Genomic DNA, 26976 nt, shown 5'->3' with positions numbered 1-26976 from the left:
ATTCCCCCACGGCTGAGATTCCTCATAGAAAGCGCCCGTCGGAGGACTCAAGTACGGTGTCGAGTCCCCCCGGCCGAAGGGAACGGGCCCGGGGCGATGTCATCGATCGAGGAGCAGATCACCGAGGTCGAGGACGAGATCCGCAAGACCCAGTACAACAAGGCGACCCAGCGCCACATCGGGCGGCTGCGAGCGAAGATCGCCGTCTTGCGCCTCGAACGGGAGGCCCGTGCGAAGGGCAAGGGTGCCGGGCCCGGCTACTCCGTCCGCAAGAGCGGACATGCCACGGTGGGACTGGTCGGGTATCCGTCGGTCGGCAAATCCACCCTGCTCACCTCCCTCACTTCGGCGGAAAGTGTCGCCGCAGCCTACGATTTCACCACGGTGTCGATCATCCCCGGCATGCTGCGCTGGTCTGGCGCGTCGATCCAGATCCTCGATATGCCCGGGCTCGTTCCCGGGGCTTCCACGGGACGCGGGCGCGGCCGCGAGGTCTTGTCGGTGGTTCGCTCCACGGACCTCGTTCTGTTTCTCGTCGATCCGGAACACACCAACCTGCGCGCGTTGATCACGGAGCTCGAGTCGAGCGGGGTGCGACTCAACACCCGACCGCCGAAGATCGTGGTCACCACTCACGACCGTGGGGGGCTCACGATCGCCAGCACCGTGAAACTGACGCACCTCGCGGGCGGCCTCGCGGCCGAGATCGCGCGAGAATTCGGAATGCACAACGGCCACATCGTGTTCCGAGAGGACGCGACCGCCGACCAGCTGATCGACGTGCTCGCAGGGAACCGGGTGTACATCGACGCGATCCTGGGGGTGAACAAGGCCGAGACGCTCAGCGAGGAGGAGCGCAAGCGGCTGCGGGCGGATCTCGCCCCGTTCGACCCGATCTTCATCTCGGCGAAGAACCGGGTCGGATTGGACAACTTGGTCGAGAAGATGGGCCGGGCCCTGCGGTTCGTCCGGATCTACGTCAAGCCCCCCGGCCGGCCTCCCGACCGGGAGGATCCCGTGATCCTGCGCACCGGCAGCACGATCAGCGATCTATTGCGTCGGCTCCCCGGCGATCTTCAGCGCACATTCCGGGCGGCCCAGATCTGGGGCCCGAGCGCCCGATTCCCGGGTCAGACCGTCGGCCGCGCCCACATCCTTCGAGACGAGGATGTCGTCACGGTGATCATCGCGCGCGGGAGCCAGGTGGCGACCTAGCACCGTTCGCCGGGTCGAAGAGGCTGCGACGGGGGCGACCCCCGAGGAAGTAGTGGGCGCGGTGGTGCGGCGCCAGGTGTACGGAACGGTCGAGATCGAACGATCGGCCGAGCGTCTCGGTGGCGATGGCAAGGTGCTCCACCGCGCTCGATTCTCGCCCCATGCTGGACGTCTTCAGCGCGAGGAGGAACTTCCCCGATCCCCGCAGGTATCGACGCGCGTTGGCGAGTGCGATCTCGATCTGGTCGGCCTGCGCCAGATCCGTGTAGACCCCGTCCACGAGCGGGACGAATCCGGAGTAGCGCTCGGGCGCCCTCGCATCCGCGAGGATCGGGAGGACGTTGGGCCACCGCTCCGCGAATGCGAGCAGGCGGCCGAACGGCCGCACGGAGGCCTCGATCGAGTAGACCCGTCCCTCCGGCCCCACGAGGTCCGCGACGTGCGAGACGGTGGTGCCGGTGGCGGCGCCCAGGTAGAGCCATCGCTCGCCGGGCTCGGGAATGTCGCCGCGCCAGTCATGGACGAGCGCCCCCGCGAGCTTGCTCCGGCTCGGGTCCCACGATCGATACGTTCGGCCGCCTCGGGTGAACCAGCGTTCCCGCGCGACGGGAGGTTCGTGACCGACCGTCTCGGTGAACCAGACCGTTCGATCCTCGGAGCGCTGCTCCACGAGGCGAGGGTTCCGCTCCGAGGGTTGGAGCGGGGTCGGGCGTCTCACGAACGCCTCCGACGTAGGGCTTCGACCCGTCGATCTCGCCGCACGAGAAGCTTCGCGGTGAGATCGGCGCGCGTGTACGCGTCCGCACGGGCGGCGGCCACGGCGAGGGCCGCCAAGCTGCGCGCGTAGGCGCCCCTCCGATCGTCCGGGACGTCCGACATGCGATCGGCGATGCGGATCACTCCGAACCGGGGCCCGCGATCGCGGGAGGGCCGTCGGCGCGATCCGAGCAGCTGGAGACGCGCCGAGTCCCCGCGCGCGAGCGGCTCGAGGCCGCCGGCGAGGGCGATGAGGCGCGCGGCGACCTTGGCGCCGACCACCGCCGAGAGGTTGGGTGCGATCTCCCGAGCCAGAGATCGGACCCGTCCTTCGAGCTCGGAGTGGTGACGCGCGAACGTCCTTCGGAACCCGTCCCACGCTTCGGCGTACGCCGCGAGGGGCGAATCGGAGACGGACACGAACTGCTCCGCCGCGTTTCCCTCCCTTCGAAGCGCACGTTCCAGACGTTCCTCTTCCCGCGTCAGCGACACCAGCATCTCCTCTGGAGAGCGCATCGCCTCGTCCAGGGCGGCCCGCCCGACCGCGAGGATCAAGAGACGCTCCTCGAGGGGTTCGAGGGGCGGCAGCGCCTCCCGCGCGCGACGCACCTCCGCCGGCGAGAGTCCCGCGATCACGGCACCGAGTTCGCCCGCCGGACCGCCGAGCATCGGAGGATCTACAGCGAGCGGTGCGGGACCGAGGGACCGAATCGCATCGACGATCGTCCGCGGGAGCTCCGTCGGGGCCCCGCCCGTCAGACGGCGGGCCGCTACGGTCAGGTCCTCCGCGATCGGAGCCGCCACGAGGCGGGCGGGAGCCGGCCGGAGGAGAAAGACGAACCGGCCCCGGGATAGAAGGAGCGCGCCGGCCACACCCTAGAACTCCGCGAGCGACTTCTGGTAGCGGTGACGTTCCTGCGGGACCTCGACCGGGTAGCGCCCGGTGAGGCAACCGAGGCACAGGTTCTCCGCCTTGATGTTCAGTGCCTCGACGAGCCCGGGGATGGAAAGGTAGTGGACGCTGTCCGCCCCGATCACCGCGCTGACCTCTTCCTCGGTACGATCCGCCGCCACGAGATCCTTGCGCACCTTCATGTCGACGCCGAAGTAGCACGGTGCGCGGATTGGCGGGCATCCGATCCGCACGTCGACCCGGGAAGCACCGGCCGAACGGACCATGCCGATGATCTCGCGAAGCGTGGTTCCGCGCACGATCGAGTCGTCCAGGAGGACGACCCGCCGGCCCTTGAGGAGCCCCGGGACCGGGTGGAGCTTGACGCGGACCTCCTGCTCGCGGCGCTTCTGGTCGGGAAGGATGAACGTCCGTTCGACGAACCGGTTCTTGATCAGCGCCTCGGCGTACGGGATCCCGGTCGCTTCCGAAAACCCAAGCGCCTGCGGACGCGCGGAGTCGGGGACCGGCACCACGATATCGGCATCGATCGGCGCCTCGCGCGCGAGCTGCTGGCCGATCCGGTGGCGGACATCGTAGACGGACCGACCCTCGGCGACCGAATCCGGTCGGGAGAAGTAGACCCACTCGAACATGCAGTGGGCGCGCTCGCCCGTCCCGGCGATCTTGGAGGTGTGCGCGATCTCCCCGTGCTCGAGGATGAGGACCTCGCCGGGCTCGACATCGCGGATCGTCCGGCCGCCCATCAGCTCGATGGCGACCGACTCGCTCGCGACCGCCACCCCCCCTTCGAGGGAGCCGAGGACGAGGGGACGGATCCCGAGCGGATCGCGGAACGCCGCGATGCGGTTCCCGACGATCAGGACCACCGCGTACCCGCCCACGAGCTCGGCACAGGCGCGACGGATTGCGGGCTCGAGATCGCGCGTGCGGCCGTACTCGATGGCGATCATCTGCGCCATGGTCTCGCTGTCCGCCGAGCCCATCAGCTCCACGCCTTGCGCCTGGACCCGACGCCGGATGCGCTCGAAGTTAACGAGGTCGCCGTTGTGCGCGATCGCGGCGTCCTCGCCGCGTAGCTTCACGACCAGAGGCTGGGCGTTCTCGAGGTCGCTCGTGCCGGTCGTCGAGTAGCGGGTGTGGCCGATGCCCGTCGTCCCTCGGAGCGCATCGACGAGCTCCTCCGTGAAGATCTCGTGGACGAGCCCCATCCCCTTGCGCAGATGGAGCACCCCGTGGGAGGTCGTGGCGATCCCGGCGGACTCCTGCCCCCGATGCTGGAGGGCCCGAAGGCCCCGGAACAGCAGGGGTGCCGCCGGTTTGCCCTGGAGGGATACTCCGACGACGCCGCAGAATTCGTGCGCCGGCATGACTCGAGGCGGAGCCCTCCCGTGGGAGTCTCCGCCCGGAGCGACCCGAACCCGGGTCTTAAGCCGTGCGCTTTCGCATTCCCCAGTTCAGCCGAAGAGGGCGGAGAGACCCTCGGCCGCCTCTTCCTCAGAGACGCCCTTCTCTTCCTTCTTTTCCTCTTCCTTCTTCTCGCCCTTGCCGTCCTTCTTCTCCGGGGCGGCGGGGGCCGCGGCCGGAGCCGCGAACGTCTCGGCCTTGGCGAGAACCTCGGTGACATTGACTCCCTCGAGGGAGGCGAGCAGCGCCTTGACCCGGGCCGCGTCGGGCGAGACGCCCGCCGCGCCGAGGACTTCCGTCAGGCCCTTTTCGTCGATCGGCTTTCCGGCGGCGTTGAGCAGCAGCGCACCATACACATACTCCATGTTCACACTCTCCGTTCGATTGGTTTCGGGGATTCCCTACTTGCCTGTCAGGTGTTGGATCGCCGCCGCCTCGCGCATGGCGCGGGCGAACAGCGCGGGGATGGTCTCCTTCGTGATGTACCCACCCGCCACGGCGAGGCCGAGGGCGCTGCGATGGGCGCGCGCGAGGAGGATCGGGGTCGACGTCTTGGTCGGGTAGGCGATCGCGACCGCGAGGCCGAGCGCCGCACGAGCGGACCGGGCGAAGGAGGCCCGCAGAGCCTCGAGATCGATCGCGAGGGCGTCGTGCGGGTAGAACGTGTCCCCATCGACGAGGGCGCGAAGATCGAGTCCGACCTCGAGCGGAAAGATGTCCATGCGGGTCAGGAGGCCCGCGACCTCGCGCGAGATCGTAGCTCCCTGCTTGACGATGACCGTGTTCTTCTTCAGGACGACCTTGCCCTTCTCGATCGCAGCGGGGAAGCCGGCGTGTTGGAGCTCGCCGACGATCGGACCGGGCTTGAAGCTCGTGGTCCCGGCGGGAACGACGATGTCGGCTGGAGCGGATTCGCCGCCGCGGGCCGGGGTCGGAGAGCGAGTGGCCGCGAACTCCGCGAAGAGCGCGAAGGGGTTCCCTTCGGCAGAGAGGACCGCGGTCTGGTCGTCGACCTGAGCGATGAGAGGTTGGAGCGATGGGCGGGTCTCGATCGCGCGTTCGATCGCGTGCCGGATGGTGCTGTTCGGAGCCACCAGGATCGGGTGACCTCGGTTGCGCAACTCCTGGCGCATGGACTGGAGGGCGGATGCGGGAACTCCACGGAGCCCGACCAGCGCCGTGACCTTGCCGCTGGCGACGGTGGCGCGCATCGCCTCGACGCGTGCGATCTTCTCGGGACGGAGGGTCTTCCTGCCGGGCATCTTCCTTCCTACCAGAGCCGGACGGCCGGCCCCATGGTGGTCTTGACGTAGACCGATTCGATGTTCGTCCGACCGCGCTCGAGCTTGCCGACCACGCGGCTCAGGAGCGCATCGACGTTCTGCGCGATCTCCTCCGGCGGCATTCCGCGGGCTCCAACGGCAGCGTGGAAGGTGCGGTTGCCCTTCGAGCGGACTCGGACCGATCGTTGGAGCGCCTTGATCAGGTTCGTGGGATCGCTCCCCGGAGGAACGGGGCGGGGCATCTTGCCGCGCGGGCCGAGTACCACTCCGAGTCGTTTACCGATCGTCGGCATCAGCGGGGCCTCGGCGAGGAAGAAGTCGATGTCATCGACCGTGCGCTTCGCTCCCTTCGCGTCCTTCATGAAATCCTCGAGTTCGGTGGACGGAATGATCTTGTCGGCGACCCCGCGGACCTTCTGGCACATTTCGGGGGTACCGAAGAGGGCCACCTTGACCGGCTTGCCCCGCCCGCTGGGGAGAGGCACGTCGTCCTCCAGACGATTCTTCGGGATCGCGAGGTCCAGGTCCTTGAGGTTGATGGAGAGCTCCACGGACTCGGGGAACTTGCGTTCCGGCCCCTTCTGGAGCGCCTCTGTGACGACCTCGAGCGAGTTACGATCTGCCATCGGTGAATCCGGTGCGGCGGCGGAGCAGGCACCCCTACATAAAGCCTTGTTGCGGCCCCCTCGAATCGTCGATAGAAAACCGGTACGTGCTCGGTCCGGTCGGAGGCCCGAGCCCATCCATCTCCCCGGAGCAACCGGTGGCCGGGGCGATACTGTTCGCAGAAACTCGGCGGATGGTCCGATGGGAGCCAAAGTCACGTGCCGCTGCCTAGCGACGACCTCCTTGGAGAGGGTCGAGCCGGCTGGAAGTGAGCTCGACCGTTTGCCCAAGTTCGTCCAGGGCCCTAGAGAAACGGAGCTTCCCGGACGGTTGCCAGCCCTCGTGGACGGGAGAACCCCAACTCCTCCGCCGAGGAGCGGAGCTACGCCTATATAGCTATCAAGCCTCGGCGCCGCCCTATATGCACTACCCGAAAGTCGTCTCGACGTACTGTCCGCGGTGCAAAGTGCACACGGAGCACGAGGTCGAGAAGGGAAGGAAGCGCCCCGCCTCCGAAATGAAGTGGGGCCAGCGCCGATTCCGGCGTGCGACGAGCGGATACGGAGGCTTCCCGCGTCCGAAGCCCGAGGGTCGTGCCAAGGCCGTCCGCCGGGTGAACCTGAAATATCGATGCAAGAAGTGCAAGTACATCGTTCAGCCCCCCAGCTGGCGGGCGGGCAGCCTAGAACTCGTGGAGCATTCCTAGACATGCCGACCGATCACCCACCGGCACCGTTCTGGGTCGTGAAGTGCCCGGACTGCACCGGGGAGCAAACGATCTTCAGCCGCCCCGCGACGATCATCAACTGTCTGGTCTGTGGGGCGTTGCTCGCTACGCCGACCGGTGGCCGGGCCCAGCTGCGGGGCGAACTCGTTCGACCCGCAGGCCCGGCGTAGGTCCGCGGCCGATGCCGCTTCGCCCCGAGTTCCCCGAAGAAGGGGACATCGTCATCGCGACCGTCAAGGAGATCCGGAACTTCGGAGCCGTCGTGGCGCTGGACGAGTTCGCGAACCGGGAGGCGTTCATCCATCTCTCCGAGGTCGCGCCGGGCTGGGTCAAGTACATCCGGGATCACATTCGCGAGGGCCAGAAGATCGTCGCGCGGGTCCTCCGGGTCGATGCGGCGAAGGGCCAGGTCGATCTCTCGCTCAAGCGGATCAACGACCACCAGCGCCGTGAGAAGGTCCAGCAGTGGAAGAACGAGCAGCGCGCGATGCGCCTGATCGATCAGGTAGCCTCAGGACTCAAGATCGAGCCCGACGCGACGCATGCGCTCTTCGCGAGCTCGCTCGTCGAGCGGTACGGATCGCTCTACGCGGCCTTCGAGCTCGCCTCGGCCGATCCGAAGCAGTTCCAGAAGGACAACGAGAAAGCCCCCTGGGTCGCCGCGTTCCTCAAGGTTGCGCGCGACAACATTCTACCGCCGCATGTGGAGATCTCGGGAACCCTCGAGGTTCGGGACCTTTCCGCGGACGGGGTCGAGCATGTGAGGACCGCGCTCATGCTCGCCGAGAAGACCGACCCGGAGTCCATCACGATCCAGTACGTGGGCGCTCCACGCTACCGAATCCGAGTCTCCGCTGGGCAGTACAAGCAGGCCGAGGAAACGATGAAGCGAGCGACCGAGGCCGCGATCGCATCGATCACGAAGGCCGGGGGCCAGGGGACGTTCACCCGCGCATGACCGAATCGATCCTGCTGGTCTGCCGGGACTGCCAGCGCTACACCTTTCACGAGACCTGCCCTTCGTGCCACGCGCCCACGCGCACCCCGCACCCGGCTCGGTTCAGCCCGGGGGACCGCTGGGGGAAATATCGCCGCATGCTGACCGTATCCGCCGAGAAGGACGCGCACCGCGCGTAGGGAGACACCATGTCCGGAGCGATGCACCGCATCAAAGTCGTGAACGACATTTCCGATCTCGTACCGATCCTGCGTGCGGTGGACTCGCCGCTGAAGCTCAAGCTCGTCCAACGGCTCGGCGAGAGCTGGCTGACGGCCCAGGACATTGCGACCGAGTTCGGCAAGGAAGGCTCCCAGGCGCTTATGTTCTTCGAGAAGCTGAAACTGATCGACACGCGCTGGGTGGCCCGCGAGGGCCGGCGACAGCCGGACAAGAGCTACCACTTTTATTACTCGACCGTGAACATCAACACCACGACGCCGCTCGCCGAGATCAGCGAGATCCTCTCGATCGCGTCCATGAGCCCGAAGGAGTACGCGAAGGTCGAGGATCGTCTCTACCAGGCCGTCGGCGAGCAGGGCCGCTTCTTTTCGGACATCGCGGAGGAGCTGAGCATGAGCCCGATCCGCCTCAAGGCGATCGTCAAGCGCTCCGTCAAGTTGGAGTACCGTGGCCACCGCATCGAGCGGTTCCAGCCGACGCCCGAAGCGTAGGCCCCGCCCGGACGTTTCGGTCCTGCGCGTCGGCCATCGAGCCGGCCGCGATCCCCGCCTCACGACCCATGTCGCCTTGACCGCTCGCGCGTTCGGAGCTTGTCGGATGTACCTCCATCCCCCCGACCCGGAGCTCGCGGCTCGACTCGCTGGGGTATCCGAACGATGGGGAGGCGCGTTCGCCATCGACGGCGTCGAGCATTGGCGGGAGTTCGTTCGCGCGTGGGACGGCGCAGTCGTTCACCTCACGATGTACGGGATACCGATCGATCGAGCCGCCCCTCGGATCCGTCGCCATGGCCGAGTTCTGATCGTGGTGGGCGGGGCCAAGGTTCCTCCCCAGCTCTACCGGCTGGCATCGTACAACGTAGCGGTGGGGCACCAGCCCCACAGCGAGGTCGCGGCGCTCGCGATCGCGCTCGATCGCCTGCTCGGAGCTCCCCCTCCCCGGAGCTTTCGCGGAGCGAAGCAGCGCATCGTCCCGAGCGCGCGCGGCAAGAAGGTACTCCCCGCCGGGAAGGCCCGAGCATGACGACGGGCTCCTCCGATGTTCCCGCCCGGGCCCTCCCGCTCTCGGCTCGCGCCCCGGGAAAGTGCATCCTGTTCGGAGAGCACGCGGTGGTGCGGGGTGCTCCGGAGCTCTTGCTGGCGATCGATCTCTCCACGCAGATCCTCGTGCGGGAGGCCCCGACGTTCACCTTGAATGCGGACCCCATGGGGATGGAACACAATCCGTACTTTCGGGCTGCCGTGGAGCACTGCTGGAAGAACTCGCGTCCCATCGGGGTGCGAGCGGTCTCCCGGATCCCGCGGGCGGCGGGCCTCGGCTCGTCGGCCGCGTTCGTGGCGGCTACGGTCGCGGCTCTCGGAGCGGCTTCGGGGGGGCTCTCCCGGGCCGAGCTCGCCCGGCGCAGCTTCGCCGTAGAGCGAGCGGCCCAAGGGGTCGGAAGCCCCGGAGACACCTCCGCCTCCGTTGCGGGCGGCTACGTGACCATGAACGGAGGAACGGGCGCGACCCTGTGGAGCCTGACCCAGGAGGATACGGAATGGACGGCCCGCCGTGCGCCGGACCCGGGCTGGACCTGGGTCGTCGCCTACACCGGCGTGCCTCGCTCGACCGCCGAGGCCGTACGCGCCGTGAATCGACGGCTCGACGAGCCGGGGGGCCCGGAACTTCTCGCGGAGTTCGTGCGCGTGGCGACGGACGGGATCCACGCGCTCGGAGCGGAGGACCGGACGGGGGTCGCCTCGCTCATGACCCAGAATCAGGAACTGCTACGACAGGTCGGGGTCTCGCATCCTCGGATCGAGGCCCTGCTCGAGGCGGCGGCTCCCCTCGCGGACGGCTCGAAGCTGACGGGAGCCGGCGCGGGCGGGTCGGTCGTGATCCTTCCGAAGGCGGGACGCGAGGTGGAACTCCTCCGCCGGCTCGCTCGGGCGGGAGGCCTCGCCTTCGTGGTTCGTCCAGCGCCCCGGGGAGCCGAACTGATCGAGCCGGCGGATCCCACGTCCACCTCCGGGTGAGGCGGCTCCGCGTCGCTTACTTGCGGGCGACGATCCGCACGACGCTGTTCGGCTCCATCGGATGTTCCGCGGCCAGGGCCCGATGGGTCCGCGCGTCGATCGCGCGGATGAAGTTCTCCCCGAGATCGGTGTGCACTCGGTAGGCCATCGCCCGGGCCGTGGTGCCCGCCGGAAGCAGGAACGCGTCCGGGAGGACCCGGCCCCGCGAGTCCGTCCAGTGGGTCTCGTCCTCGACCGGATAGACCACGATCCGGTGGAGCCGCTCGAAGATCATCGACTCGAGCGCGGATTGGACTCCGGTCGATCCCCAACGCTTCATCGTCTCCGCAATCCCGTCCAGCGCCCTGCGCTGCGCCGGGGAGAGGCGGTCCGGGTCGGTGAGGGTGAACGAGGGATCTCCGGGGCGGTACCGGACGAGGCCCGCTCGAGCGGCGCGTCGCAGCGTCAGCTCCTGATCGGCCGAGGTCGCGATCACGGGAACGGGTCGAATCTCCTCCGCCAACCGATCGCGCTGGGCCGGCAGGGCCCGGTCGCACTTGTTCGCTACGACCTCTCGAGGCTTCGCGACACGGAGCAGCTCCCGCGCGAGCTCGGTGCGGTCCGCGGCCGTCCACTTGGACGGGTGCTCACGGTCGATTGGGACCACGCGCAGGGCGGCGGAGATCGCGGCCGGAGTGATCGAGAGCCCTGCGAGGCGCTGGGCAAGGAACTCCTCCGTCTTGAGGCCCTCCATCTCGATGTGGCGCGCCTGCCGTCCGAACTCCCTCGAAAGGATCTCCCCGCACCAGGCGACCAGCTCCTCCTGGAGCCACTCGACCTCCTCGGCGGGGTTGTGATGTCCGCTGTTGTCGATCACACCCTCGGCGTCCGTCGAGCCCGAAAGGTCGACCACCTGCAGGAACCCGTCCGCGGCGCGGAGCTCGTCTAGGAACCGGTGGCCGAGACCTCGCCCCTCGTGCGCCCCGGGTACCAGCCCGGGCACGTCGACCATGTTGACGGGGATCCACCGGGTCCCGTCGACGCACTTCGCGTTGCCGGGGGTGCACGGTGTACCCTTCTCGGTATGCGGACACGGGGACCGGACCGCCGCGATCCCCCGGTTGGGCGCGATGGTCGTGAACGGGAACGGAGCCATCGGGACGTCGAGCAGCGTGAGCGCGTTGAAGAACGTCGACTTGCCGACGTTCGGTTGGCCGACGACCCCGACCTCCATCGGATTCTCCTACCGCCGTCCCTACGCCGAGTAGTCGGGCGGGACCTCGGAGACGCCGAGCGCTCGGTTCGCGCTCAGCGCGAGTGCAAAGAACAGGTCGCCGAGGCGGTTCGACCATTGGAGCAGCTCCTCGGATTGAGGTTCGGTTCGGTGCAGCCGCCAGAGCTCCCGTTCCGCACGGCGCGCGAGAGCCCGGGCCCAGTGCAGGTAGGCCGCCGCCGGCGATCCCGTCGGGAGCACGAATGTGCGCAGCGATCGGACCGCGTCGGAGTACCGATCGATGTCCGCTTCGAGCCGGCGAACGTGGCGTGCTTCGATGCGGCCCGCGGGGGGAGCTTTGCCCGAGGGCGTAGCGAGCTCGCTCTCCGCGAGGAAGAGTTCGTGCTCGAGACGTCGGAGGAGCGCCCGAACTTCGGACAGTGCGTCCGGAAGTGAGGTCTCGACTACGCCGAGGCACGCGGCGAGCTCGTCGAAGGTGCCGTAGGCCCCGATCCGGAAGGAGTCCTTCGCTATGCGCGTCCCGCCGACGAGACCGGTCTCGCCGCGATCCCCGGTGCGAGTGTAGAGCCGCGTATCGCTCGTGCCTCCGGTCGCCAGGGCAGCTCGTCGAGCGGGGAGCTGAGCCCGTGTACCGGGCAGTATGAGATTCGGAGAACCTCATTATGCTTGGCGTCCTGACGGCACAGTCGGCAGATGAATCCACTTCGTTCGCTCCAGGCGATTCCCAACGGTTCCATGGTTGCAACACCCTGTTTTCGAGACCTAGCGCCCGAGGAGGCCCCGACCCTCGCGATCTGCCCGCCGCCGGCTCTCACGGCGTGTCGCCTCGTTCCGCGCGTGCGCGCGGAGTTGGACGACGCGTTCGTGGGTTCGCCCGAGTTCTGCAATGCCGAGGGTCACGAGCGTGTCGATCGCGCTCTCGGGACTCTTCAGAACTCCATCTTCGACGAGCGCCTCGACCTCGGCCTGCAGGGTGGCAGGTAGTTCGAAGGCAAATTCTCGACGCTCCACCGACTCGCGCACGAGCGCACGGACCGCTTCGGAGCGGTTCGCAAACTCACGCGATCGGCGGAAGTTTTCGAGCAGCGTCTCCTCTTCCTCGGTCAGGCGCACGCCGAGAAATCGGGACGCTTTCGTCGGGGGCCGGTCAGTTCGCACAGCGTTTAACGATATTAAACAACTATTTAAATATTGTCTGACTTTTGTTTAACATCGGGGGAGGCAGCCTCGGAGAACAGGTACGTTCGCCCGAGCCCACCACGAGGAAGTAGTGGCTCCGTCCCGGGCGAGCGACCACGGCGGCGGGCACTTTATCGGTGCCCGCGGGAATCCCTCGTCCAGCTACCCCCAAATCATGGAGCCCGCGATACCTGCACGTCCGGCCGGCCTCTCCATCCCGGATCGGTGCGCGGGCGGCACTCTGAGAGCGAGTGCTCGGAGAACGCACGGCACCCCGCCGAGGGTCGCTCGGGCGGGGTGACCCACGTGAACGTACGCGCGAAGACGGATAAGCAGAGAGCGATTGGGAGGTCATCGGGGCGCGATGAAGCGGGCGGAGCGAGATGCCATGGTGGCCGCGCTCTGGCTAGGTTTTATCGTTCTCATCGCGGCGCGGCGGCGGAAGGCGTCTTGGCATTGGGGCCGTCACCGCATCCGATCCCGCTCCTCGACTCGTTCGGGCGGGCAGTGACAGGGGCCCGGACCAGGGGCGCCCGATCGGGACGGAAGAAGCGGCGCCGTGGGCATCGCCTCCGGGCCCCGGCGGGCCTGCCGTCAGAAGTGCAAGGTTCCGGTGTAGAATAGATAGCTAACGACGAGCAACCCACCCACGAGAAGCAGGAGCCAGAAGAACTTGATGACCACCACGATGATCACGACAATGGCCGCGATTACCAGCAGGGCCAGGGACAACGACGTATCCACGACCATAACCGACGCTCCGACTGACCCAAGCGGGTCCTCCCTAATTATCTTGCCCTCTCGAGAGCCGAGGACCCATCGCTTGTGGTCCGGCCCTCGAGCCGATCCAGGTCGGGTCTCTACGCTGACCTCGGAGCCTTGGCCCTCGCGAGCCGACGAAGCAGGGGCCGAGCTTCCTTCGTGACGACGCCCCAGACGAGCGCGGGATCGACGTCCACATAATCGTGGGTCAGCAGTTGTCGGATCTCTCCGATCCGGTCGCGGGGGACCATCGGGTTCGCCTTCCAAAACGGCCGCCCGAGCCGGTTCAACGACTCGAAGGCCTTGCGCAGTTCGCCCTCTACGAGCAGGTACGTGTCTGGGGTTCCCTCGTCGAAGAAGACCCGTCGGCCGCGCTCGGCGTACTGGAGGGCGTTGCGTAGATGCTCGACAGCAAGAACCAGATAGACCTCGCTCCTATCGGCAGCATCTATCACAATGGAATGGCCTCCGCAACGACTCTCGGCTGGATGAGCCAGTGCAGCGACCGTTCCGACACCAGATCGACCGGCCTTCCGAGAGTTTTTTGCAGGGCTAGTGCGAGATCGATCGGTCGATACCGATCGGATCGAATCGGATCGACCACAATGTCGACATCGCTGTTCGGCGTCGCTTCTCTACGAGCGACGGAACCGAAGACCCGAACGTTCTCGGCCCCGTAGCTCCGGGCGAGTCGGAGCACCTGCTTCCGCCGCTCACCGATGATATCATCGATCCCAAGGCCTGAGCCGTACCGAGGGACCCGGACCTTCGGGAGCCAATAGTATGGCGACTTACAGCGAGCGCAGATCCGGATCCGAGGCCGGCGCGGCAGCCAAACGTACCCGCACCGGTAGCAATGCGCCAAACTACGCCGCGTCATCGCCCTTTCTAAGTAAGAAAGCGGGCCATGATAAACATACCTAGAAACCGAGCGCGGCCTAGAGCAGACGACCCGGGGCGGCCGTTCTCGACCGGCGTGAAGCCCATCGGGCGCTTCGTATCACTTCCGCCCGCGGTCCGCGGCCGCCGGGGCAAGATTTATCCCGCCTTCGTCCTGCTCGCCCGCAGGGATCCATTCATGGCGTGGACGCAGGCCGAGGTTCGCGAGCTCAAGGAAGGCCGGTACATGATCATCGACGACGAGCCGTGCCGCATCCTGAGCATCCAGACTTCTAAGCCGGGAAAGCACGGGGAAGCGAAGTCTCGGATCGACGCCGTCGGCATCTTCGACGGAGCGAAGCGCAGCGTCGTCCATCCCGTGAAGCACAAGGTCCAGATCCCGATGATCGGCAAGCACCAGGCCCAGGTCCTCTCGCTGACGGACACCGAGGTCCAGCTCATGGACATGGAAACCTACGCGACGTTCTCGATGGCCCTCGATGCGGAGACGAAGGGGCAGCTCCAGCCAGGGTCGGAAATTCAGTACCTCGAGGCGTTGGGCCGCCGCAAGATCACGCGCTCGTAGCGCGGATTCAGCGAGAACTCAACTGGGCCCCGGCGAGGATGATCCCCGGAGGGCCGCGCGGCGGTCCGAGAGGCAGTCGGTCGTACTCGACCGTGTGCTTGATACCGCGGCGGCGGAGCATGGCCGAGACCTGCTCGGTGACTTGGACGATGTCCTGCCCCCGTAGCGCTTTGGTGAAGTAGAACTCCACCCGGCGCTCGTCGGCCAGGGGGAAGATCAACCGGAGCCCGAAGGCGTCGATGCGGTTGTACCCCGCGGGCTTGCGATCGGCGCGCAGGTCCCGCAGGTTCTCCTCGAGGAGCACGTCCGGCAGGATCGTCTCTCCTTCCTTCGCGAACGGACGGTTCGCTTCAACGACCTTCTTGTAGATCTCGGGGAAAACTCGGATGAGGTCCTTGTAGCTGCGTCTGGGGTCGAGGAGGATGTGGCCGCTGCGGGCCTTGACCGGCGGAGTCATCTTCCTGAACCAAGCTCGAGAGCGCACTTAGGGCCTTCGGAGAGCGCGCGGCAACCCCGTTAGCCGTTTATTTTATTCGACGCAGGAGGTCCGACGGCCCCGATGCTCGAGACGATCCCGCTCTCCCAGCGACCCGGCGAAGGCTGGCAGCTGTGCCAAGAGGCCCTCGCGGAGATCGCGGGTGGCCGGTTCGCGGAGGAGGAATGGACGGTACGAATGCGCCAAGCGCTCGACAGCGGAGAGAGCGTGGCGTGCTCGCCGTCGATGGTCCCGAGTTGATCGGGATCGCGACGTGGAGCCGGATCCCCCTACCCGCCCGCCGGGTCAGCCTGCTCTATCTCCGTTCGGGCCGGCGAACCCCGGCGGCGTATCGCGAGTTTCTCCGGCGGATCATCGACAAGTCCCCAAGGGACGGCCCCGTCGCGTTCTCCACGGGAGATCTCCTCGGGCTCGAACCAGCGCAGCAGGCGGGGATGATGGAGCCGCTCGGGTTCCGCCGCTTCTCGCGGACCGAGATGGAGTTCCCGGATGGAGCGCCTCTTCCTTCCGCTTCCCGGAAGACCGGCCTCAGCGCTCGGCGGGTGCACCTCGAGGATGCGGCGGAGCTGGCGGTGCTCCACCGACTCGCGTACTCGGGGCGATTCGATCGGTATCTGTTCATGGAGGACCCGGATCCCGGTCGCGATTCGGAGCGTGGGATGGCGAAGCTCCTCGGAGGGGACTGGGGCCCCTTCCTGCCGGAGGACTCGTTCGTCGCGGTGCGCGATGGACGGATCGTCGGGGCCACGTTGCTCGTGGCGATGGAAGGCCATCCGCTCCTCGCGGGCGTCATGGTGGACCCGGCCCAGCGAGGTCAGGGAATCGCTGGTGCGCTGATCGCGGCCAGCCTTGCATCGGTACGGAGCCGGTCCGCTCCCGCGCTTCGGCTCAACGTGACGAATGAAGGGCGAGCGCAAGCCCCCCTACTTGTAGGGGGGTCAGCGGGCCCCTTATGCGCTTCGGGAATGTGGGGGAAGTGCTACCTCCGAAGATGTATCTCCCCTGCAAGTATCGCCTCTACCCGTTCCCGAATCAGGAGAGGGAACTCCTCCGTCAGTTCGATGAACTGCGCTTCCTGTGGAACCACGCCATCGAACAACGGTGCGACGCGTGGCGGAAGGAGAAGAAGTCCCTCTCCTACGTCCGCCAATGCCGGGACCTCGCGCGGTGGCGAGCCTACGACCAGGAAGGGGTCGGGCGTGTCTACGGCCATGTCGCCCAAGAGACCCTCGCCCGCCTCGACGACGGGTTCAAGCACTTCTTCCGGCGCGTGAAAGAGGGCGGCCATCCCGGTTTCCCGCGATTCAAGCGGGAGGTCATCTCCCTCACCTACCCCGACGCCAACGGCTCCGCCGCTCTCGTGTCGGGGAGGAACGGCACCCGACGTCTGCATCTCGCCATGCTGGGGGACCTGCCGGTGAAGGTCTCCCGAGAACCTCCCGAGGGCCGAGTTAAGACCTGCACCGTGAAGCGCGAGGGAGACCGATGGTTCGCCGTACTCACGGTAGAGGTGGCCGACCCCGCCCCTCCGTCGGATGCTCCCACCACGAGCCCGGTGGGCGTGGATCTGGGCCTCTCCCACCTTGCCACACTATCGACAGGAGAGATGGCCATGCCGCCGAGGTTCCTCCGCCGGTCGGAGAAACGCCTTGGTCGTGCCCAGCGGGTCGTCTCGCGCCGCAAGAAGGGTTCCCACAACCGGGAGAAAGCGAAGCTCCGGGTTGTCCGGTGTCACGCGAAGGTCCGCGACCAGCGGAGAGACTTTGCCCACAAGACCACGACGGGGTGGGTGAAGCACCACGACCTGATCGCCTTCGAGGACCTTTCGGTCCCGTCGATGCTTGGGAACGGCCACCTGTCGAAGTCGATCTCCGACGCCGGATGGGGGATGCTCCGGCAGATGTCGAAGTATAAGGAGGCCCGTAGGTCGGGTCGGTATGCCGAGGTCCCCGCGAAGGGGACGACCCAGACCTGCTCGAAATGCGGCCGTCTCGCCGACCCTCCCCTCCCTCTCCAGGACCGCACGTACTCGTGTCCGTGCGGGCTTCGTCTCGATCGAGACCTGAACGCGGCTAAGAACATCTTGGCTCGCGCACTCGCCCAAGTACCCGGGGGCACCGGGGAATCCACGCCTGTGGAGATCGTACCTCCACCGCACCGCAAGGGGCGGCGAGTTCGGTCGAAGAGACAGGAACCCCCACGGGATTCGGAGGTAGCACGATGAGTCCCGGAGGAAGCCCCCGAACTCGTTCGGGGGAGGATGTCACCGATGGGAACGCACGCGCCGAGCGACTCTACCGATCGATGGGCTTCATTCCCCGGTTCACGGGAGTCGCGTGGTACGCAACCGGGTCGGTTCCGATTTCTCCCGAGCAAGACTGAACTTCCTATCGTATCGGAGCCGGGCCGTTCGGTCGAAAGGCTCAAGGAGGCGGTCCGATACCTCGGGCTCGGGCGCTCCCGTAGTCTAGTGGTCAAGGATAGGGGCCTCTCGAGCCCCTGACGCGGGTTCAAATCCGCTCGGCCAGCCGCCGGGCGGGGAAACTCCCGCCGGGAGCACCACCCAACGGTTAGGCTAGGCGAGCTGGCCATGAGGATTCGACTCACCCCGTAGCAACCCGAACAGGTCCGTTTCCATGCGCCGACCGCGCACGCAGACGGACTGGCGTTCGCGACCTTCCTCGACGAAGCTGAGGCGTTGGAGAACTCGGACCGAAGCCTCGTTTGGCGCGAGCGCTTGGCACGCGATACTCCTCATCTCCAACCGGGTGAACGCCAGGCGGAAGAGAGATCACGAGGCTTCGGTGGCGTACCTTCGGTTCCGCCATGCAGGATCGATTCAGTACGAGAGGCTCTCGACCTTTCTCCACTTCCAGTCCCATCCTCGCGGACCAACCGGCGCAGTGCACGATCCCGTCCATCGATCGAAGACCTTTCGCTCGAGCTTGGTGCGTCGCTCAGAGGTGAGGCGATCAAGGCGTGCCGTGGAGCCGGCGAGTGCGCATGGACACCCACCTTCCGGAGATCCGCGGGGCCCTGAGGGAGGTATGCTCCTCCAACGTTCGTTCGAGGCCCTTCATTATAGCCCATAGGCCCCGCGAGCGCGCGGAGGCTGGCCACTATAGAAATATACTGCGCTCGGGTGAGGCCCGGCGGTGTCACGGCTCCCATCCATATCACGACGTATACACCGACACAACGACGGAGAAAGGGAGCGATGACCACTCACGCGGCTTCCGCGATACCAAACGGCGAGGGAAGAGCAGGCCCGGGTCCAACGGAGCGGGGAACCGGGGTGATGGAAGCCTTCGCGACCCGCGGCGCCGGGGGACCGGAGACGGAGGAGTCGCGGACCCGTCCGGTGCGTTTCGCGAGTGTGGACACCACACGCCGGTGCCCGCTTCGATGCCGTCACTGTTACTACTACCGCACCTCCCCCTCAGGCGAAGACCTCTCCGATGAGGACTTTCTCGCCGGCCTTGCAACTTGGAAAGCGACGACCGGGGCCGAGTGTATGCTCTGGCTCGGTGGAGAGCCCTTCCTTCGCCCCGACCTAGTGCGCGAGGGGACCCGACTCTTCCGGCGGAACGGGGCCTTCACCAGCGGATCGGTCCCCCTTCCTCAGGGAATCCGGTGCGGGGTGGTGGTTTCTCTGGATGGAACCGCCACGGCCAACGATGCCATCCGCGGCCCAGGGTCGTTCCAACGTGTGATGAACACCACCGACGGCGGGCGTGGACACCTGTTCCACTGTACGCTCACATCGGCCAACATGGGCTCCATCGGGGAGCTCATTGCCCGCCTCCACCGCGCGGATGCGGCGGGCGTTCTCTTCGGATTCTACTCGCCTCGTACCGGGGAGACGGGGGGATGGGTCTTGACCGATGCCGAGCGGAACACAGCGGTAGATCTGCTTCTTCGTTTGCGGAAGGAGTACGACGGTTTCCTCCTGAATACCGCACCGAGCCTGGAACTGCTTCGCCCCGGGGAGTCGATGCGGCTGGCCGCACGTTGCCCGTACCGAAACGGGGAGGCCGTAGCTCTGGACCATCGCCTCCGGGTGAAACACCCCTGCAGTTACGGGCCGGGCGTCGATTGCCTACGTTGCGGTTGCGTCACCATGTCTCTCCGCGCGACGGCGGAGGATGGAGATGTCGCGGCCCGTAGCGTTCTCGATGCTCTCTTCGTCCACCGATAGGTTCCCGGCCGAGAGATCTCCGCACCGGCACCCGTTCCCGGGGCCTCTGATCGGCCGGTCGGCGATGGCCCTCACCTCCGTTCCCTTAGCCATCCCAAACTAAGCGAAGGCGTGCCACGGTGCACGTGGGGTCGTCAGGGTTGGTTGGTAGGCGATGTTCCTCCCCGCAGGGATCAAGGAGAGCCGTCTCTCCCAGAGCATGGAGCAGCCGGGGCGGGATAAATAGGGCCCCCTGGTGCGGGTGCCGTTGAACGATCCCACGGAGCCGACTCTTCCGTTTGAGCCGTACAAGGTGAAGGTCGCCGAGCGGATCCCGAACCCTTCGCGCGAGGACCGGGAGCGGGCGCTCGTGCGAGCGGGGTTCAACCTGTTTAACCTGCATTCCGACGAGGTGCGGATCGACCTTCTGACCGACTCGGGGACCGGGGCGATGAGCGACCGTCAGTGGGCCGCCCTTATGATCGGCGACGAGTCGTACGCGGGCAGTCGAAACTTCGCGCGGTTCGAATCCACGGTTCGATCGATCACCGGCTTTCGCCACATCCTCCCCACGCATCAGGGCCGCGCGGCCGAGAATCTCTTGTTCTCGACCCTCTGCCGACCGGGCAACGTCGTGCCGAACAACATGCACTTCGACACGACACGGGCCCATGTTCTGCGGAACGGGGGCCGCCCCGTGAACATCGCCGTCCGCGACGCCTACGATCCGCAGAGCGATTTCCCGTTCAAGGGAAACGTCGACGTCCCGGCGCTCGACGCGCTCCTGCGCCGCGAGGGCCGCGAGAACGTTCCGCTCGTCATGGTGACCATCACGAACAACACCGGCGGCGGCCAGCCCGTCTCCCTCGCGAACTTCCGGGAGGTGGCACGCACGGCCCGCGCGCACGGCGTCCCTCTCTACGTCGACATGTGCCGCTGGGCGGAGAACGCCTACTTCGTTCGCGAGCGCGAGAGAGGAATGCGAGCGAAGTCCATCGCCGAGATCGGTCGCGCCTTCTTCGACCTGTGCGACGGCGCGACGATGAGCGCGAAGAAGGATGGACTGGTGAACATCGGAGGGTTTGTCGCGACCCGCGATCGCTCGCTCGCCGGGCGCATGAAAGAGCTCCTCATCCTCTACGAGGGATTCCCTACCTACGGCGGGCTCGCCCGACGCGACCTCGAGGCGATGTCGGTCGGGCTGGAAGAGGCGATGGACCTAGACTACCTTACCCATCGGGTCGAGCAGGTCCGTTACGTAGCGGGATTGCTCGATGCACGTGCCGTGCCATTTTTTCATCCCGTCGGGGGTCACGGGATTTACCTGGACGTTCGGCGCTTCCTCCCCCACCTTTCGGACGAGGACCTTCCAGGGCAGGCGCTCGCCGTTGAGCTGTACCGGGAAGGTGGGCTGCGCACCGTCGAAGTGGGGTCGATCATGTTCGGCCCCGATAAGGGATCGAAGAGCCCTCCGCTCGAACTCGTGCGCCTCGCCATCCCTCGCCGGGTCTATTCGGCGAGTCACCTCGCCTTCGTCGCGGACGTCGTCGCGCGCGTCTATGAGCGACGGGCGGACGTGCGAGGTTTGACCATGGTCTACCGGCCCGAGCGGTTGCCGCACTTCACGGCACGGTTTGCACCCAAGAGGGGTGCATCCTCCCGAGCGCCACGCGCGGGAAGAGCCGCCCCGCGTCGGAAGCAGACCCAGTGACCGGAAGTTTCTCACGGCTGCTGACCCATCCATTGCTGGAGAGGGGCCCCTTGGCCGAGGGCCTCCGGGTTCATTCGTTCCGGAGTATCCGCCGGACGGAATCGCAGTAACCCCGCTCGCCGGTGAGGTCCTGCACGAGTTCGCAAGCCTCCTCGAGATCGAGATCAACCCCCTCGCATTCCCCATTGAGAAAACACAATGCGTGCAGGTTGGCCCCCGCCGTCGCGACCCGCCCGGCCAAGCTTCCTTCACCGAGAACTCGAAGGCGCGCCAAGCGCTGGGGAATGTACTCCGACACGGGCTGCCCTTGGTCCGCGAGATGCTGATCCGCCGCTTGGGCGACGGCGAGCCACATCCTTTCAGCGCTCAGCTGGACCTTCTCATGGTCGTGGACGGCGGTCCCTTCCTTGTACTCGGCAGCGGCATCAAGGAGGGTCTCCGCGAGGGAGACCGGATGGGTCGGTCCTGCTTCCTCGTCGGACATCCAGTGAAGGTACGACCTTAGGACCGATATACCTGCCGCCGGACCGAGGCGGACCCCTCGTCCGCAATTCGGGACACCGCACTCCGAGCGGCGGGTGTCTGGGAGAGCGTTGCCCTCCGAGCGAATCGACGAACGGTACGTGGGCGGATCACTTCTTCGCGCCCTCTGACGCCCGGAGACCGGGACCGGGCGGGCATGGGAGGAGGAGACGGCATGGAGGGAACCGTCGCGCGGGCGCCCGGGGGTCCGCTAGGGACCCGGCGAGTACCGGACCGCGAGGTCCTGGAAGACATCCGTGACGTCCTCGCACCGGTCGGTGATCAGCTCGAGCCGCTCGTAGAAGTCCTTCCACTTCAGGATCTCGAGGGGATCGGAGCCTTGGAACAGCTTCTCCAAGAGGACCCGAAGCAGATCGTCGGCCTCGTTCTCGAGGCGGTTGACCTCCACGATCACCCGCAGGAGCCGCTCGGTCCGGCCGCGGTAGAGATCGTCGAGGGCGAGGATCCCTTCGCCGACGTGGTTCACGGACTCCACCACGATCACGGCAAAGCGGGCGAGCTCCGGGTTCGGCGCCGAGAGCCGGTAGGTGAGAACACGGTTGCCGACGCTCTCGATCCCGTCCATGATGTCGTCCAGCGTGCTGGCCAGGCGGCCGATGTCCGTCCGGACATCCGCGGAGAGCCGACGGTTGTTCAGTTCCACGTAAATCCGGTGCACCTCCTCGTCCGCGGCGTGCTCGATCGCACGGAGATTCGCCACCTTGGCCTCCCGATCAGTGCCCGGATCCGCGAGGAGCTCCTGGAGCGCCTCGGCACCCTGGTCGATCGTCAGGCAGAGCGAGCGCAAGTACGTGGAGAATCGACGGACGAGCACGGCGAGCTCGTCCTCCCCGGACGCATCCTCGAGCGAGCGGCGGGACGTCTCGGGAAGGAGGGTGATCGTGACGATGAACCCGAGGATCGAGGCGACGGCGAGCAATCCCAAGAACCAGGGGAGACCGTACGCCGCGATGAGGGTCGGGAACAGAAAGACGGCCACGACTGCGCCGGCCTTCCCCGAGGCCGCCGCGATCCCGTGGCCGGTAGTGCGGAAGGAGGTGGGGAAGACCTCGCTGGGGTAGACGAACGTCGTCGTGTTCGGTCCGAGGTTCGCGAAGAAGAACGTCAGCCCATAGACGGCCAGGAACGCCGGGAGGACGGTAACGAGCGGTCCGAAGGCGAAGGCCAGCACCAGGAAGGCGAGCGCCATCACGGCGAAGCCGATGAGTTGGAGCGGGCGTCGGCCCGCGCGATCGATCAGGGCCACCGCCACCCAGTAGCCGGGTACGGCCGCCACGAGGGCGATGAGAACGTTGCCGAGCGCGAGAAGCCGGACATAGGCTAGAACGCCCAGTCCCTGAGCGTCGGCGAAACCGATGTGGGCGAGGATCACCGGATTGAAGATGCTCGTCGAATAGTAGGCCGTGTCTAAGAGGAACCAGGCGGCCGACGTTCCTAAGATCAAGAGCCCGTACGACCGGAAGAACGTCGCCAGCGGCACGCGCGTGGCCCGCGGGCGGGAGACGGGCGCGATGGTGTTCCCCGTGACGGTCCCGACGGTTCGGGCCGCGCCGCTCACGTCGCCTTGGGAGAGGCTAAAGCGGGGCGTCTCGGGGAGCCGGGTCCGGAAGTAGATGGTGAGGAGCGCCGGGATCGCTCCGGCTCCGAGGATCACCCTCCAGGCGAGATCGAGGGAGGTCGTGGAGTACACGACGGCAAGGCTGACCCCGGCCCCCGCGAGCAGACCGAACCCCTGCATCGCGAAGACCATGGCGATGAGCCGGCCTCGGCTGCGGATGTTCGAGTACTCGCTCATGATCGTGGCGCTGAGCGGGTACTCTCCACCCACGCCGACGCCGAGAAGGAACCGCCAGAGGATGAGGACCTGAACGACGGAGAGCCCGAGGAACGGGGTGCTGAGGGCGCTTCCGACGGCCCCGATCGCGAGGATGGACAGGGTGATGGGATAGATGCGGCGACGGCCGTAGCGATCGGCGAGCGCACCGAAGAGGAGAGGTCCGAGGACCGCTCCCATCAGCGCGGCCGAGCCGAGGAGCCCGGCGTCCAGGTTGCTCAGCGAGCCGCCGGTCCCGTAGACGGCGCCGATGATGGGGATCGCGAGGGCGATGACAAAGAGATCGTAGGCATCGGTGAGGAACCCCATCCCCGCGATGACGACCGTTCGCAGGTGGAACGGTTGGACCCGACCGGAGTCGAGGGCTGCGAGGACGTCGCCGAGGGACTCGGCACCCGGATCGGACGGGGACGCGGCGGCCACCGCGCGAAGGAATGAGCGGTGCAAATAGGCCTTGCTCTGCGGGTCGATGGCCGTGCTCCTTCCACGACCCGTCGCGGCGTGGGGATCGGGAAGCCGTGGGATTCCCAGCAGGTCCAGATCGCGAGGACGCGTGGGTCCGCGGGGGAGCGTTCGCCCGATCGCACGAAGCCTCTAAGGGTCGGCCTCCCCTCGCTCGCGGGATGATCGGGTCTGCCGAGACACCGATTGCAAGTGTGCGAACCCGTCCCGCCGGTCCGGACCGCACGTTCGAGGTGTCCTCTCGAACCCGATCCGCGAGACGCGGGCGCGGAACTCGATCCGGTCCACGCGCGCCATGACCGGCCCCTCCTACCCCCTCGGGGCCCGAACGCAAGGGAGCGCGGACGCCGGCCGCTCGCGGATCGGATCGTGGGGGAGACAGGTCTACCGTTTCCCGATCCCGTTCGCCGCCGCTGCCGGCCTCGTCGTGGGAAGTGTCCTGACCTATCTCGTCCACTCTCCCACTCTCGGCGGATACGCCTGGCTCGCCACCCTCCTCGGAGGGGGAATCCCACTGGTCATCCAAACGATCCGTCGCCTTCTGAAGGGGCAGTTCTCCTCCGACGTGATCGCGATGCTCGCCATCCTCGGTGCCATCGCGCTCGATCAGGCGTTCGCGGGGGTGGTGATCGTCATCATGCAGTCCGGCGGAGAGGCCCTCGAATCGTACGCGTTCCACCGCGCTTCCTCCTCGCTCGACGCGCTCCTCCAGCGCAGCCCGCGGAGCGCGCACCGTCGGCGGGGAGAGGCGGTCGAGGAGATCCCGGCGGAGTCCGTAGCCATCGGGGACCTGTTGGTGGTACGCACCGGCGATCTCCTACCGGTGGATGGGCTCGTGGTGGATCGGGAGGCGCTGATCGACGATTCTACCATCACGGGGGAGCCGATGCCCCGGCGCCATCCGGCCGGGGACACGCTGCTCAGCGGGACCGTCAACGTAGGTCCTCCCTTCGAACTGCTCGCCATCCGTCGTAGCCAGGAAAGTCAGTACGCCCAGATCGTCGAACTGGTCCGAACCGCCCAAGAACGCAAGCCGGTGATCCAGCGCCTGGCGGACCGCTACGCCGTGTGGTTCACGCCGCTGACGCTCGTCGTCGCCGCGGTCGGGTGGTACTTCACGATGAACGCGGACACCGCCCTCGCGGTGCTCGTGGTGGCGACCCCGTGCCCGCTCATCATCGCGACGCCGATCGCGGTCATCGGGGCCGTGAATCGTGCGGCCGAGGAAGGTATCGTCGTCAAAAGTGGCGGGGCGATCGAGGAGATCGGTCGCGCCCAGGTCGTGATCTTCGACAAGACGGGCACGATCACCTCCGGTCAGCCCGAGGTCGAGAAGGTAGTCGCCTTCGGGGCGGCTCACGACTCGACCGAGCTGCTCCGGCTCGCCGCCGGGCTCGAGCAGCTCTCCTCGCATCCCCTCGGTGCGGCCGTCGTGCGCACCATGCAGGCGTCCTCGGCCGCCATTCCGCGGGCCTCCGGGGTGGCGGAGATCGCCGGATCGGGGGTCGAGGGCGTGGTCGAAGGGCACCGGGTCCTGGTCGGGTCGGCGTCCTTACTTCGCGCGCGGCCCGGGATCGATCCCGGGGCCGACCGGATCTCCTCCCAACTCCCCGCCGATACGCGCGGTCGGATGGTCAGTTACGTCACGGTCGATGGAGCGCTCGCGGGAGCGATCCTCTTCGCGGACCGCATCCGGCCCGGGGTGCCGGAGATGATGGCTCGACTGGGCGAGATCGGAGTGCGGCACGTGGTGATGCTGACCGGTGACAGCGCGGCGAACGCCAAGGAGATCGCGACGATCGCCCACGTCCCGGAGTATTACTCCGAACTCAGCCCGCAGGCCAAGGTCGAGCGGGTCCGCTCCTACCGGGATCGGTACGGCTCCACGGTCATGGTGGGGGACGGGGTGAACGATGCGGCCGCCCTCGCGGCGGCCTCCGTCGGGGTGGCGATGGGAGCCCGGGGCGCGGGCATCTCGGCGGAGGCGGCCGATGTGGTCCTCCTGGTCGATGACGTCACGAAGGTCGCCGAGGGGATCACTCTCGGCCAGAGGATGGTGGGGATCGCGCGCCAGGGGATCGTCCTGGGGCTGGGCGCGAGCGTGGGGCTCATGGCGATTGCCGCATCCGGATTCATCGCGCCCGCGATCGGGGCGACCCTTCAGGAGGGCATCGACGTCGCCGTGATTCTGAACGCTCTTCGAGTGCGGGCGTGAGGGAGCACCGGGAAAAGCCCTCCGCGGCCTCTCGGTGGGGCGCGTGAATCTCACCGGTGGATCGAGGGTGGCTCAGCGTGCGGGAAACCCCTCGGGAACCCGGACGAGCCGGGCCGAAGGCGAGAATCGCCGATGGGGCAGGAGGGACCGAGCGGCGCGGTACCTCTTTCGCGTTCCGTACGGATTGGATGAGCCGCTTGCCGGAGCGACCTAGGGTGCCGCACCGGCATGCGGGGGTCGAACGATGAGGATCGAACAGTGGGCGTGGTGGAGCACACCTTCGCTCACGCTTCCGAGAAGCACTCGGCGCGCGCTCGAAACTCCCCGGGCTCCCAGCACCATGAGATCCGGGCGGTGCTCATCCAAGAAGTTCAGTAGCTCGTCGACCGCCGCGCCTTCGAGGAGGAAGCTTGCGACCGGATGCACGCCCGCCTGTCTCGCGGACTCCGCGCGTAGCCTCAGGAGCTCGCTCATCGTACGTCGATCCTCCACGTACGGTTCGACAGGGGATCCGGTCTGCGTCGCGTACACGCGATGAAGGGGGATGGCCCCGACGATTGTGAGGGACGCTCCCCCGAGCTTGGCGAGCTCGAGGGCCCACTCGAACGCCCTCTCCGAGGATGGGGATCCATCCATCCCGACCGCGATCGAACGTAGTGCGGGCATAGGTACGGTCATCTCCCAGACGCAGGTCAATTCTCCGTCGAACCGAGTTGACCTGGGAGGGTCGTCCGCCGCATCTCGGCACTCGGGGGACCCGCGCGGCTAGGGCGTTGCACCACCGACACTCGGAGTCCGCTAAACTGGGTCCCCGGCG

31 protein-coding genes and 1 tRNA gene are annotated in these 26976 nt (G+C 67.1%); 15 read left to right on the top strand and 17 right to left on the bottom strand.

The features are described 5' to 3' along the window. The first annotated feature begins 96 nt into the window (after window positions 1–96). Window positions 97–1215 (top strand): GTP-binding protein, encoded by a 1119-nt coding sequence (locus tag VMV28_06595; protein ID HUZ80265.1) that lies wholly within the window; start codon window positions 97–99, stop codon window positions 1213–1215. On the opposite strand, the gene VMV28_06590 is transcribed toward VMV28_06595, so the two are convergent. The 6 genes from VMV28_06590 to VMV28_06565 form a co-directional block, all read right to left on the bottom strand. After that, a complete protein-coding gene (locus tag VMV28_06590) occupies window positions 1184–1933 on the bottom strand; it encodes a fibrillarin-like rRNA/tRNA 2'-O-methyltransferase (GenBank protein ID HUZ80264.1) in 750 nt (249 codons plus the stop codon). The two genes, VMV28_06595 and VMV28_06590, sit on opposite strands and share 32 nt — an antisense overlap. After that, window positions 1930–2844: a hypothetical protein gene (locus VMV28_06585; protein ID HUZ80263.1), complete on the bottom strand. Its 915-nt coding sequence runs from the start codon at window positions 2842–2844 to the stop codon at window positions 1930–1932. The genes VMV28_06590 and VMV28_06585 overlap by 4 nt, the downstream gene beginning before the upstream one ends. 3 nt (window positions 2845–2847) lie before the next feature. Next, a complete protein-coding gene (gene purF / locus VMV28_06580; protein ID HUZ80262.1) occupies window positions 2848–4254 on the bottom strand; it encodes an amidophosphoribosyltransferase in 1407 nt (468 codons plus the stop codon). An 87-nt stretch (window positions 4255–4341) separates the two neighbouring features. After that, on the bottom strand, window positions 4342–4656 hold the full coding sequence (rpl12p, locus tag VMV28_06575; GenBank protein HUZ80261.1) for a 50S ribosomal protein P1: 315 nt from the start codon (window positions 4654–4656) through the stop codon (window positions 4342–4344). Window positions 4657–4692: 36 nt separating this feature from the next. Further along, window positions 4693–5553, bottom strand: a complete 861-nt coding sequence (rplJ, locus tag VMV28_06570; protein ID HUZ80260.1) for a 50S ribosomal protein L10 — start codon at window positions 5551–5553, stop codon at window positions 4693–4695. Between the two features lie 8 nt (window positions 5554–5561). Next, on the bottom strand, window positions 5562–6200 hold the full coding sequence (locus VMV28_06565) for a 50S ribosomal protein L1 (protein HUZ80259.1): 639 nt from the start codon (window positions 6198–6200) through the stop codon (window positions 5562–5564). Window positions 6201–6601: 401 nt separating this feature from the next. On the opposite strand from VMV28_06565, the gene VMV28_06560 reads away from it, so the two are divergent. The 7 genes from VMV28_06560 to VMV28_06530 all read left to right on the top strand — a co-directional run bounded on the left by VMV28_06560 (window position 6602) and on the right by VMV28_06530 (window position 10102). Beyond that, window positions 6602–6886, top strand: a complete 285-nt coding sequence (locus VMV28_06560; protein HUZ80258.1) for a 50S ribosomal protein L44e — start codon at window positions 6602–6604, stop codon at window positions 6884–6886. 2 nt (window positions 6887–6888) lie between these two features. Further along, window positions 6889–7077 carry a 30S ribosomal protein S27e gene (locus VMV28_06555; GenBank protein HUZ80257.1) on the top strand — a complete coding sequence of 63 codons (189 nt, stop codon included), beginning with the start codon at window positions 6889–6891 and terminating at the stop codon, window positions 7075–7077. Between the two features lie 11 nt (window positions 7078–7088). Further along, a complete protein-coding gene (locus VMV28_06550; GenBank protein HUZ80256.1) occupies window positions 7089–7865 on the top strand; it encodes a translation initiation factor IF-2 subunit alpha in 777 nt (258 codons plus the stop codon). Further along, complete coding sequence (locus VMV28_06545; GenBank protein ID HUZ80255.1) at window positions 7862–8044, top strand: RNA-protein complex protein Nop10; 183 nt, start codon at window positions 7862–7864, stop codon at window positions 8042–8044. The genes VMV28_06550 and VMV28_06545 overlap by 4 nt, the downstream gene beginning before the upstream one ends. A 9-nt stretch (window positions 8045–8053) precedes the next feature. Then, window positions 8054–8578 (top strand): ArsR family transcriptional regulator, encoded by a 525-nt coding sequence (locus VMV28_06540; GenBank protein ID HUZ80254.1) that lies wholly within the window; start codon window positions 8054–8056, stop codon window positions 8576–8578. A gap of 106 nt (window positions 8579–8684) precedes the next feature. Continuing rightward, window positions 8685–9110 carry a tRNA (cytidine(56)-2'-O)-methyltransferase gene (locus tag VMV28_06535; GenBank protein HUZ80253.1) on the top strand — a complete coding sequence of 142 codons (426 nt, stop codon included), beginning with the start codon at window positions 8685–8687 and terminating at the stop codon, window positions 9108–9110. After that, complete coding sequence (locus VMV28_06530) at window positions 9107–10102, top strand: hypothetical protein (protein HUZ80252.1); 996 nt, start codon at window positions 9107–9109, stop codon at window positions 10100–10102. The genes VMV28_06535 and VMV28_06530 overlap by 4 nt, the downstream gene beginning before the upstream one ends. Window positions 10103–10118: 16 nt before the next feature. On the opposite strand, the gene VMV28_06525 is transcribed toward VMV28_06530, so the two are convergent. From VMV28_06525 to VMV28_06500, 6 genes are all read right to left on the bottom strand, one after another. Then, window positions 10119–11315, bottom strand: a complete 1197-nt coding sequence (locus VMV28_06525; GenBank protein HUZ80251.1) for a redox-regulated ATPase YchF — start codon at window positions 11313–11315, stop codon at window positions 10119–10121. A 21-nt stretch (window positions 11316–11336) separates the two neighbouring features. Next, window positions 11337–11912 (bottom strand): cob(I)yrinic acid a,c-diamide adenosyltransferase, encoded by a 576-nt coding sequence (locus VMV28_06520; protein ID HUZ80250.1) that lies wholly within the window; start codon window positions 11910–11912, stop codon window positions 11337–11339. Window positions 11913–12077: 165 nt separating this feature from the next. Continuing rightward, window positions 12078–12473 (bottom strand): hypothetical protein, encoded by a 396-nt coding sequence (locus tag VMV28_06515; protein ID HUZ80249.1) that lies wholly within the window; start codon window positions 12471–12473, stop codon window positions 12078–12080. Between the two features lie 615 nt (window positions 12474–13088). Beyond that, entirely contained in the window at window positions 13089–13238 is a 150-nt protein-coding gene (locus VMV28_06510; protein ID HUZ80248.1) for a hypothetical protein, read from the bottom strand. 116 nt (window positions 13239–13354) lie between these two features. Next, on the bottom strand, window positions 13355–13711 hold the full coding sequence (locus VMV28_06505; protein ID HUZ80247.1) for a HepT-like ribonuclease domain-containing protein: 357 nt from the start codon (window positions 13709–13711) through the stop codon (window positions 13355–13357). Then, window positions 13708–14136 (bottom strand): nucleotidyltransferase domain-containing protein, encoded by a 429-nt coding sequence (locus VMV28_06500; protein ID HUZ80246.1) that lies wholly within the window; start codon window positions 14134–14136, stop codon window positions 13708–13710. Before VMV28_06500 ends, VMV28_06505 begins: the two co-directional genes overlap by 4 nt. A 198-nt stretch (window positions 14137–14334) precedes the next feature. Here VMV28_06500 and VMV28_06495 point away from each other — a divergent pair, with 198 nt between their 5' ends. Next, window positions 14335–14721, top strand: a complete 387-nt coding sequence (locus VMV28_06495) for a translation initiation factor IF-5A (protein HUZ80245.1) — start codon at window positions 14335–14337, stop codon at window positions 14719–14721. 7 nt (window positions 14722–14728) lie between these two features. Here the strand turns inward: VMV28_06495 and VMV28_06490 are convergent, their stop codons facing one another. Then, window positions 14729–15178, bottom strand: a complete 450-nt coding sequence (locus tag VMV28_06490) for a hypothetical protein (GenBank protein HUZ80244.1) — start codon at window positions 15176–15178, stop codon at window positions 14729–14731. 102 nt (window positions 15179–15280) lie between these two features. On the opposite strand from VMV28_06490, the gene VMV28_06485 reads away from it, so the two are divergent. Further along, window positions 15281–15457 carry a hypothetical protein gene (locus VMV28_06485; protein HUZ80243.1) on the top strand — a complete coding sequence of 59 codons (177 nt, stop codon included), beginning with the start codon at window positions 15281–15283 and terminating at the stop codon, window positions 15455–15457. 29 nt (window positions 15458–15486) lie between these two features. On the opposite strand, the gene VMV28_06480 is transcribed toward VMV28_06485, so the two are convergent. Further along, on the bottom strand, window positions 15487–15990 hold the full coding sequence (locus VMV28_06480) for a hypothetical protein (protein HUZ80242.1): 504 nt from the start codon (window positions 15988–15990) through the stop codon (window positions 15487–15489). A gap of 194 nt (window positions 15991–16184) precedes the next feature. Here VMV28_06480 and VMV28_06475 point away from each other — a divergent pair, with 194 nt between their 5' ends. The 4 genes from VMV28_06475 (at window position 16185) to VMV28_06460 (ending at window position 21105) form a co-directional block, all read left to right on the top strand. Then, window positions 16185–17441 carry a transposase gene (locus VMV28_06475; protein ID HUZ80241.1) on the top strand — a complete coding sequence of 419 codons (1257 nt, stop codon included), beginning with the start codon at window positions 16185–16187 and terminating at the stop codon, window positions 17439–17441. Beyond that, entirely contained in the window at window positions 17438–17599 is a 162-nt protein-coding gene (locus tag VMV28_06470; GenBank protein HUZ80240.1) for a hypothetical protein, read from the top strand. Before VMV28_06475 ends, VMV28_06470 begins: the two co-directional genes overlap by 4 nt. Before the next feature lie 74 nt (window positions 17600–17673). Then, a tRNA-Glu gene (locus VMV28_06465) sits at window positions 17674–17779 on the top strand. Between the two features lie 1883 nt (window positions 17780–19662). After that, window positions 19663–21105 (top strand): tryptophanase, encoded by a 1443-nt coding sequence (locus VMV28_06460; protein HUZ80239.1) that lies wholly within the window; start codon window positions 19663–19665, stop codon window positions 21103–21105. A 70-nt stretch (window positions 21106–21175) separates the two neighbouring features. Here the strand turns inward: VMV28_06460 and VMV28_06455 are convergent, their stop codons facing one another. Together VMV28_06455 and VMV28_06450 are read right to left on the bottom strand one after the other, a co-directional pair. Continuing rightward, on the bottom strand, window positions 21176–21589 hold the full coding sequence (locus tag VMV28_06455) for a hypothetical protein (protein HUZ80238.1): 414 nt from the start codon (window positions 21587–21589) through the stop codon (window positions 21176–21178). A 249-nt stretch (window positions 21590–21838) separates the two neighbouring features. After that, window positions 21839–23905, bottom strand: coding sequence for an MFS transporter (locus tag VMV28_06450; protein ID HUZ80237.1), 2067 nt, complete (start codon window positions 23903–23905; stop codon window positions 21839–21841). Between the two features lie 334 nt (window positions 23906–24239). Between VMV28_06450 and VMV28_06445 the strand changes: the two genes are divergently transcribed. Beyond that, window positions 24240–26159: a heavy metal translocating P-type ATPase gene (locus tag VMV28_06445; protein HUZ80236.1), complete on the top strand. Its 1920-nt coding sequence runs from the start codon at window positions 24240–24242 to the stop codon at window positions 26157–26159. Window positions 26160–26369: 210 nt separating this feature from the next. Here the strand turns inward: VMV28_06445 and VMV28_06440 are convergent, their stop codons facing one another. Then, window positions 26370–26837 (bottom strand): universal stress protein, encoded by a 468-nt coding sequence (locus VMV28_06440; GenBank protein HUZ80235.1) that lies wholly within the window; start codon window positions 26835–26837, stop codon window positions 26370–26372. Window positions 26838–26976: the final 139 nt, after the last annotated feature.

The organism is Thermoplasmata archaeon (assembly GCA_035532555.1).
Lineage (GTDB): Archaea > Thermoplasmatota > Thermoplasmata > Lutacidiplasmatales > UBA184 > Lutacidiplasma.
Note: the sequence above shows the minus strand (reverse complement) of the source record. Positions and strands in the feature narration are given on the sequence as shown.

Bases quoted from the DNA above. Each gene is read 5' to 3' on its own strand.
- VMV28_06595 (HUZ80265.1), top strand. From the start codon at position 97: ATGTCATCGATCGAGGAGCAGATCACCGAGGTCGAGGACGAGATCCGC.
- purF (HUZ80262.1), bottom strand. From the start codon at position 4,254: ATGCCGGCGCACGAATTCTGCGGCGTCGTCGGAGTATCCCTCCAGGGC.
- rpl12p (HUZ80261.1), bottom strand. From the start codon at position 4,656: ATGGAGTATGTGTATGGTGCGCTGCTGCTCAACGCCGCCGGAAAGCCG.
- rplJ (HUZ80260.1), bottom strand. From the start codon at position 5,553: ATGCCCGGCAGGAAGACCCTCCGTCCCGAGAAGATCGCACGCGTCGAG.
- VMV28_06565 (HUZ80259.1), bottom strand. From the start codon at position 6,200: ATGGCAGATCGTAACTCGCTCGAGGTCGTCACAGAGGCGCTCCAGAAG.
- VMV28_06560 (HUZ80258.1), top strand. From the start codon at position 6,602: ATGCACTACCCGAAAGTCGTCTCGACGTACTGTCCGCGGTGCAAAGTG.
- VMV28_06555 (HUZ80257.1), top strand. From the start codon at position 6,889: ATGCCGACCGATCACCCACCGGCACCGTTCTGGGTCGTGAAGTGCCCG.
- VMV28_06550 (HUZ80256.1), top strand. From the start codon at position 7,089: ATGCCGCTTCGCCCCGAGTTCCCCGAAGAAGGGGACATCGTCATCGCG.
- VMV28_06545 (HUZ80255.1), top strand. From the start codon at position 7,862: ATGACCGAATCGATCCTGCTGGTCTGCCGGGACTGCCAGCGCTACACC.
- VMV28_06540 (HUZ80254.1), top strand. From the start codon at position 8,054: ATGTCCGGAGCGATGCACCGCATCAAAGTCGTGAACGACATTTCCGAT.
- VMV28_06535 (HUZ80253.1), top strand. From the start codon at position 8,685: ATGTACCTCCATCCCCCCGACCCGGAGCTCGCGGCTCGACTCGCTGGG.
- VMV28_06530 (HUZ80252.1), top strand. From the start codon at position 9,107: ATGACGACGGGCTCCTCCGATGTTCCCGCCCGGGCCCTCCCGCTCTCG.
- VMV28_06525 (HUZ80251.1), bottom strand. From the start codon at position 11,315: ATGGAGGTCGGGGTCGTCGGCCAACCGAACGTCGGCAAGTCGACGTTC.
- VMV28_06500 (HUZ80246.1), bottom strand. From the start codon at position 14,136: ATGACGCGGCGTAGTTTGGCGCATTGCTACCGGTGCGGGTACGTTTGG.
- VMV28_06495 (HUZ80245.1), top strand. From the start codon at position 14,335: ATGGCGTGGACGCAGGCCGAGGTTCGCGAGCTCAAGGAAGGCCGGTAC.
- VMV28_06490 (HUZ80244.1), bottom strand. From the start codon at position 15,178: ATGACTCCGCCGGTCAAGGCCCGCAGCGGCCACATCCTCCTCGACCCC.
- VMV28_06485 (HUZ80243.1), top strand. From the start codon at position 15,281: ATGCTCGAGACGATCCCGCTCTCCCAGCGACCCGGCGAAGGCTGGCAG.
- VMV28_06480 (HUZ80242.1), bottom strand. From the start codon at position 15,990: ATGGCCTTCCATCGCCACGAGCAACGTGGCCCCGACGATCCGTCCATC.
- VMV28_06470 (HUZ80240.1), top strand. From the start codon at position 17,438: ATGAGTCCCGGAGGAAGCCCCCGAACTCGTTCGGGGGAGGATGTCACC.
- VMV28_06455 (HUZ80238.1), bottom strand. From the start codon at position 21,589: ATGTCCGACGAGGAAGCAGGACCGACCCATCCGGTCTCCCTCGCGGAG.
- VMV28_06445 (HUZ80236.1), top strand. From the start codon at position 24,240: ATGACCGGCCCCTCCTACCCCCTCGGGGCCCGAACGCAAGGGAGCGCG.
- VMV28_06440 (HUZ80235.1), bottom strand. From the start codon at position 26,837: ATGACCGTACCTATGCCCGCACTACGTTCGATCGCGGTCGGGATGGAT.